Origin of the sequence: Maridesulfovibrio sp., assembly GCF_963676065.1 — a bacterium.
Classification (GTDB): Bacteria; Desulfobacterota; Desulfovibrionia; order Desulfovibrionales; family Desulfovibrionaceae; genus Maridesulfovibrio.
This window is the reverse complement of the sequence record NZ_OY780933.1, coordinates 1,277,979-1,285,000: the sequence shown is the minus strand read 5'-3', so window position 1 is coordinate 1,285,000 and position 7,022 is coordinate 1,277,979. Positions and strand designations below refer to the sequence as shown.

The 7,022-nt window shown below is 47.8% G+C and carries 7 protein-coding genes (1 of these 7 only partly in view); 6 read left to right on the top strand and 1 reads right to left on the bottom strand.

Annotation, left to right across the window (positions count from 1 at the left end):
* Positions 1–332, bottom strand: partial view of an SLC13 family permease gene (locus ACKU35_RS05735; RefSeq protein ID WP_319764002.1) — the 5' portion only. Its footprint begins 859 nt before the window's first position; only the first 332 of its 1,191 coding nucleotides appear in the window; the start codon lies at positions 330–332; its stop codon lies beyond the left edge, outside the window.
* 200 nt (positions 333–532) lie between these two features.
* On the opposite strand from ACKU35_RS05735, the gene dnaE reads away from it, so the two are divergent.
* From dnaE to ACKU35_RS05705, 6 genes are all read left to right on the top strand, one after another.
* On the top strand, positions 533–4,060 hold the full coding sequence (gene dnaE / locus ACKU35_RS05730; RefSeq protein WP_319764001.1) for a DNA polymerase III subunit alpha: 3,528 nt from the start codon (positions 533–535) through the stop codon (positions 4,058–4,060).
* A gap of 79 nt (positions 4,061–4,139) precedes the next feature.
* Positions 4,140–4,526 (top strand): 6-carboxytetrahydropterin synthase QueD, encoded by a 387-nt coding sequence (queD, locus tag ACKU35_RS05725; RefSeq protein WP_319763999.1) that lies wholly within the window; start codon positions 4,140–4,142, stop codon positions 4,524–4,526.
* A 2-nt stretch (positions 4,527–4,528) separates the two neighbouring features.
* Positions 4,529–4,996, top strand: coding sequence for a D-aminoacyl-tRNA deacylase (gene dtd / locus ACKU35_RS05720; RefSeq protein WP_319763997.1), 468 nt, complete (start codon positions 4,529–4,531; stop codon positions 4,994–4,996).
* Between the two features lie 137 nt (positions 4,997–5,133).
* Positions 5,134–5,562, top strand: a complete 429-nt coding sequence (locus ACKU35_RS05715) for an ATP-binding protein (RefSeq protein ID WP_319763995.1) — start codon at positions 5,134–5,136, stop codon at positions 5,560–5,562.
* Positions 5,547–5,876 (top strand): STAS domain-containing protein, encoded by a 330-nt coding sequence (locus ACKU35_RS05710; RefSeq protein WP_319763993.1) that lies wholly within the window; start codon positions 5,547–5,549, stop codon positions 5,874–5,876. The genes ACKU35_RS05715 and ACKU35_RS05710 overlap by 16 nt, the downstream gene beginning before the upstream one ends.
* A gap of 29 nt (positions 5,877–5,905) precedes the next feature.
* Entirely contained in the window at positions 5,906–7,018 is a 1,113-nt protein-coding gene (locus tag ACKU35_RS05705; protein ID WP_319763991.1) for a FapA family protein, read from the top strand.
* Positions 7,019–7,022: the final 4 nt, after the last annotated feature.

The window sequence follows — 7,022 nt, the reverse complement described above, 5'->3', positions numbered from 1 at the left end:
ATTAATGAACCCATTCCTCCTATATTCGCTCCGTATATAATAGATAGTGTCAAAGGCGTGGTCATCGCTTTCAATTCATGATCAAGCTTGCGGATGACGGGGACCATGGCCAGAACAGTTACCGCATTGGGAATGAACATGGAGAGCAGCGCGGAAATACCGATCAGGGAAAGGAGCAGCAGATCCGCACGCCCGCGGCTGAAATTCACTGCGCGCGAAGCCATATACTCCGGCAGCCCTGCTATGGTCGTCGCCCGATAAAGGATATACCCGGTGGCAAAAAGCAGGATCAGCGGCATCCTTTCATATATGTATATAACAGAGGAGTCCATTTTCGATTCACCTGTACAGATTATTCATAAATTTCTTGCATGGGCAGTACGTTTCGTCAACGGCGCGGAAATTCGGATAATTTTATACCCGCCTGACTGGAAATTGTTTTTTGACTTACCGACTGCTATTGACGTTTCGGCCTAAAAATAAATACTAACTTCTTTTATCCGTAATTCATTTCCATCCATCAGGAATATATATGTCAGAATTCGTTCATCTGCACGTCCATACTGAGTACAGTCTGCTGGACGGCGCAATCCGCATCAAAGACCTATGCCAGCAGGCCAAAGACTTCGGCATGCCAGCAGTGGCCATTACCGACCACGGCTCCATGTTCGGAGCTGTTAACTTCTATATGACCGCTATGGACATGGGTATCAAGCCTATTATCGGCTGCGAGGTCTATGTGGCTCCCGGTGATGTAGATGATGAGCTTGCCCATACCGAAAAGAGTAAGAAAGGACGCTTCCACCTTGTGTTGCTGGCAAAAAATCAGCAGGGCTACAAAAACATAATCAAGCTCTGCTCGTTGGGTTTTCTTGAAGGATTCCATTACAAACCGCGAGTCAGCAAATATCTGCTTAATAAATATAGCGAAGGCGTAATTGCTCTTTCCGCCTGCCTCGCCGGAGAGGTTCCCCGCGTCCTGATAAATGAAGGGCTTGATGCAGGAGTGGAGATGGCCCGGGAATATGCTAAAATCTTCCCCGGCAATTTCTACCTTGAAGTGCAGGCGAACGGTCTTAAAGATCAGGACAATCTTAATGAACTGCTCTATAAATGCGCTGAGAGGACCGGACTGCCGCTGGTTGCCACTAACGACTGCCATTATCTAACCAAAGATGACTACGAAGCTCACGATCTGTTGCTCTGCATCCAGACCCAGACTACGGTCGACGCAGAAAAACGGTTTCGTATGGAGACCGACCAACTTTACTTCAAGCCGCAGGAAGAGTTTGAAGAGTATTTTGCCCATGTTCCGGAGGCAATTGCCAACACTCAAAAGATTGCCGAGATGTGCAATCTCGAAATTGAGCTGGGCAACTACTACTTCCCGGAATACGAGCTTCCCGAGGGCATGACTATTGAGACCGAGTTCGTGCGGCTCTGCAAGGAAGGCCTGAAAAAACGTATTGAAAACGCCCCCTATGAAATAGATGAAGATAAATACTGGGCACGTCTAGATTACGAGCTGGGCGTCATTAATGAAATGGGATTCCCGGCATACTTCCTCATCGTTCAGGATTTCATCAACTGGGCAAAAGATAACCGCATTCCGGTAGGACCGGGTCGTGGTTCGGCAGCGGGTTCAATCGTTGCATGGTCATTAAGGATTACCAACCTCGATCCTATTCCATACGATCTTCTTTTTGAAAGATTTCTTAATGTTGAACGTATCTCAATGCCTGATATTGACGTCGACTTCTGTGAACGCCGACGTCTTGAGGTAGTTAAATACTGCTCCGAAAAATACGGACGAGACCACGTAGCCCAGATCACCACTTACGGAACCATGAAGACCAAGGCGGTAATCAAGGACGTGGGCAGAGCCATGGGCATGCATTTTTCCGAGACCGATCCCATCGCCAAGCTAGTACCGGACGACCCGGCTGTTATCGCCCAGGGACTGGGAGTCAAGAAGGCCAAGATAACCGTGCCCAACGCGGTCAAGGCGATCCCGGAACTGCAGAACATGGTTGATACCAATCCCAAAATCGAAAAACTCATGGACATCGCCACCCGTCTGGAAGGCATGTCCCGCCATGCTTCAACCCATGCGGCCGGAGTCGTTATCTCCGACAAGCCCATGACCGATTACCTGCCCCTCTATAAAGGTAAAAAGGGCGAAATCGTGACCCAGTACGACATGAAAAAAGTCGAAAAAGTCGGCTTAATCAAGTTCGACTTTCTGGGACTGCGTACCATGACAGTTATCGAGGACTGTCTCGATATTATCCGCCTGCAGGGTAAAAAAGCCCCGGATCTGGACACACTTGCCCTTGATGACCCGGCAGCTTTCGATATTTTCTGCAAAGGTGATACTGACGGAGTTTTTCAGGTTGAATCGTCCGGCATGCGTAAATACCTGCGCATGCTCCGGCCCAGTTGCTTTGAAGACATCATCGCTATGCTCGCCCTGTACCGTCCGGGTCCTCTGGGTTCCGGTATGGTTGATGAATTCATTAAGCGTAAACACGGCGAAATCGAAGTTTCCTACCTCTGGCCGACCCTTGAACCCAGTCTAGCGCCGACTTACGGGGTCATCGTCTATCAGGAACAGGTTATGGGCGCGGCAATGACCATCGCCAACTACTCTCTCGGTGAGGGTGACCTGCTCCGCAGGGCCATGGGTAAGAAAATCCCGGAAGAAATGGCCAAGCACAGGGTTAGATTCCTTGAAGGGGCACGGGAAAACGAAATTCCCGAAGAAACCGCCAACGCCATCTTCGACTTGATGGAACAGTTCGCGGCCTACGGTTTCAACAAATCGCATTCCGCGGCTTACGCGCTGATCTCCTATTACACAGCCTACCTCAAGGCTCATTTCCCGGTGGAATTCATGGCTGCTCTAATGAGTACTGAAATGAACAACACCGAGAAAATCATCATGTACATCAACGCCTGCCGTGATATGGACGTTACCGTGCGCCAGCCGGATATCAACCTCGGCGTGGCTCGTTTTTCAGTGTACGAAGGTGACATCATTTACGGTATGGCCGGGATCAAAAATGTCGGCGAAGAGGCTATCGACGAAATTGTGGCCGAACGCCGGACCAATGGAGAATTTAAGGATTTCGTGGACTTTGTAACCCGCGTTAACCTGCGCAGGGTAACCAAGCGGGTAATCGAATACCTGATCCGCGCCGGGGCTTTCGATTCCATGGGCCTGACCCGTTCCGGCCTGATCGCATCGCTGGATAAAGCTGTTTCCTACGGCCAGAAAAAGAACAAGGAAAAAGAATCAGGCATGATCAACATGCTGGATATGCTCGGCGGCGGAGGCGAATCTGAAGAAGCGGCAACCGTCAGCTTTGAAGAATTCAGCATGCCGGAAATGGACGATAAGGAAATGCAGCGCCTTGAAAAAGAGGCACTCGGTTTCTACCTGACCTGCCATCCACTGCTCTGTTACCGCAATGAAATGAGCCGTCTGGGCTTGCAGACCATTGAAGATTGCCCGAAAATGCCCCACGAAGCTCAGGTAAAACTGGGAGTCATCATTACCGGGTTCAAAGAGATCATTACCAAGAAAAGCGGCAAGAAAATGGCCTTCGCGACCATTGAAGACATGACCGGTTCCGGAGAATTAATAATTTTCCCTAAAACTTATGAAGAAGTTCATCAGTACCTCGGACAGGACATACCATTGCTCGTCAAAGGCAAAGTGGACAATCCCCCGCCCGAGGAAGGACAGGAAGAAGCTCCGCCGGAATCCAAAGTCATGGCTGATTCGATTTCTCCGCTGGAAAACGCGCAGGCAGGTTGTCATGAAGCAGTGCCGCTCTCAGTTCATCACAGCCTGTGCACCGAAGACGGCATAGCCGAACTTAAAGCAATTCTTGCGGGGTACCCCGGCTCAGCCCCGGTTACGCTGCAACTGTTCCTAGCGGACTCCATATGTACAATGCGTCTGGGACACGGCTACAACATCCGCCCCAACGGAGACTTCTGGAAGGAATTCAACCAGTGGCGTAAGAACGGAAACGGGAAGGCCAGAGTGCAGTAACGGTTTAAGCCCCCTGCCGGAAAGCTCAGCCCGCATAGAAAATAGTTAAATAACAAAATTAATTCATGGAGAAAAATATATGTCTAAAGGTAAATGGAAACTTAAAGTAAAAAAGGACTTCAGTGCAGCCCATCAACTCCGTAATTACGGCGGAAAGTGCGAGAACATGCACGGGCACAACTTCGGTGTAGAAGTTGAAATCGAAGGCGGCCATCTCGATCCGAAAGTTGAAATCCTTATGGATTTTAAAGAACTTAAAAAAGAACTCAGCGAAGTATTGGAAACACTCGATCATAAACACCTGAACAGCACCGAATACTTTGAACATCACAATCCTTCTTCGGAAAACATCGCCCGCTACATCTATCAGGAGATGAAAAAACGAGTCGAGACAGAACATATAAAGATGGTTTACGCTTCTGTTTCTGAAAAAGAATCCTCAGTTGCCTCCTACAGCGAGGAATAAAAATGAGGCTGGTAATTCAGAGAACTAGCGGCGGTAAGGTTGAAGTAGACGGCGGCGTGGTGGGCGAAATCGGCACCGGGCTTATGGTGCTGGCCGGATTCGGTAAGAATGACACAGAAAATCTGCCGGACTCTAAAGTCTGGAAGACTCTTATCGATAAGATGATTGGACTGCGCATATTCGAGGATGACGAAGGGCGCATGAACCTTTCACTTAATGATATCGGCGGCGATGTGCTGCTGGTTTCCCAGTTTACCCTTTACGCTTCATGTAAAAAGGGGCGCAGACCTTCATTTACCAACGCCGCAGCGCCGCAATTGGCAAGTGATCTATTTGATCGTTTAGTAGCGGACGTTACAGCAAAAGCCCCCGCAAAAGTAGCTACAGGGCAGTTTGGCGCAATGATGAACGTTGATTTCGTAAACTGGGGCCCGGTTACCATCATACTGGATTCAGAGGATTTTATATAAAATTTCAGCTTTTATCTTGACTTCCTTTGCGAAAAAGGGAGGATTAGGTATATTAAAATAAATTAATACAGGCAGCCAGAAAGTCGTAACGTCCGGCGAAACACGCAGATACGTCAGACAGAAAACATGGAGCATTCATGCAACGCTTTGTGCTGGAAGCGATTCCAACCCCTGAAGAAAGCAGGGAAATAGCCCGCAAGGCAATCACCATTCTGAAAGAATTTATCGCAGATGAAAACATTCTCCACGACATGGATCTTGTTCTGACCGAAGGATGCTCAAATGTAGCCCGGCACGCCTACGATAAACATGAAGACTGCAACAGGCTGGAACTCACCATAACTATCCATCCCGGAGACCATATCATTCTTGAAATTGCGGATTGGGGCAAAGGACTTTGTTCCGAGTCGATAGACTTTTCCATGCCCTCACCGGAAGCTGTCGGCGGGCGGGGGATGTTCATCATGTCTGAACTTATGGACTCTTTTGAACTGGTTCAGGAAAACGGGAAAAATATCATCAAACTCACCCGCAGGTTAAAGGAAGATCAATGGCACAAGGAATAATCAGCACACAAGATGGAATTCTGACCCTTAAATGCGGCAGAGAAGTTACCATTGAAACCATATACGAATATAAAGAGCAGATTGAAAAGGACAGTGAGTCCCCTAAAGTGGAAACTGTTGTTGCCGATCTCTCAGACGCCCGCTTTCTAGACAGCTCGGGAATCGGATTCCTCGTTTCGCTTAATTCACGCCTTAAATGCAGCAATAAGAACATGTACCTGCTGCGTCCCAGTGAACAAATCTGCAAAACTTTGGAACTTGTAAGACTCCTTTCCTTCTTCACCATAATTGAAGATGAAAGAGAAATTCCCTAAACTCCACCTGTATTTACCGGAGCATCCATATGCCCTGTCTAAAGCACTATTTTGATCCTGATTTCGACTACACGCACCTAAGACCGGTGGAGAAAAACGACGGAAGCGTTGATTATTATAACATGGGCTATGTACAAAGTGTCATTGTCGGGCAGGTTCTCGCGCAGTGGCAGGAGACCGAAGACGAAGGCTCATGCGGTATGGGTCTTCGGCACTTCCCCACAAAAACATTTCCCAGAGGCCCGAATACAAAAGTTAATCCCGATAATACGGATCAATTGATCGCTACCCGCAACGGCTACGTCTTCTACAACGAAGAAGGCCTTATCACCGTGAAGGAGCTGCTTAATGTGCGCGGGGACGTAAATCTCTCCACCGGAAACATTTTTTTCGTGGGTGATATGGTCGTGCACGGTTCTATAAAATCCGGACTTGATGTAAAAGCGAACAACATCAACGTAAAGGGCGTCATAGAGCAGGCTAACGTACATGCGGCGGGATTCCTCAAATGTGACGGTGGAATCAAAGGTAATAGTAAGGGAACCGTTGAAGCAAAAGGAACATTGCGGACCGGTTTTTGCGAAAACGCCACACTTGTCAGCAGCGGCAATATTATCATTGATAAAAACTGTATGCATACTACAGTCTATTGCGAAGGGAAATTCGCAGTCAAAGGACGCTTCGCTGGCGGCAAGTGCTACAGTGATCAGATTGTATTTATCGGCGAACAACTGGGCGGTGGACTTAGCGCAGCATCACAGATAGTGGTAGGCTACAATCCGGCCCTGCTCCTTCAAATTGATAAGATTTCCACACAAATTTCAGTGCTGGAGGACGAAACCCGTCAACTCCAGAAATTAATGACAAACGGTGCATCTACAACTGCTGAGTTCACGCAAAAAATCGAAAAATGTGAAATGAAAATTCGTTTTTTAAAAGCCAAAAAGAAGCAGTTGTGGGAAAAAATTCAGCAGACTGAAAAATTGGAAAATTGTAGAATTATGGTTCATGGTGTTATAAAATCGGGGGTGGAGATAAGCATCGGCCCGGCCTACATGCAGATAAATGAACCCTTGGAAAATGTTTTTTTCTATTACGAAAACGATGAAATAAAGATGGGATCTCCCGCATTAAATAAATAGAGCG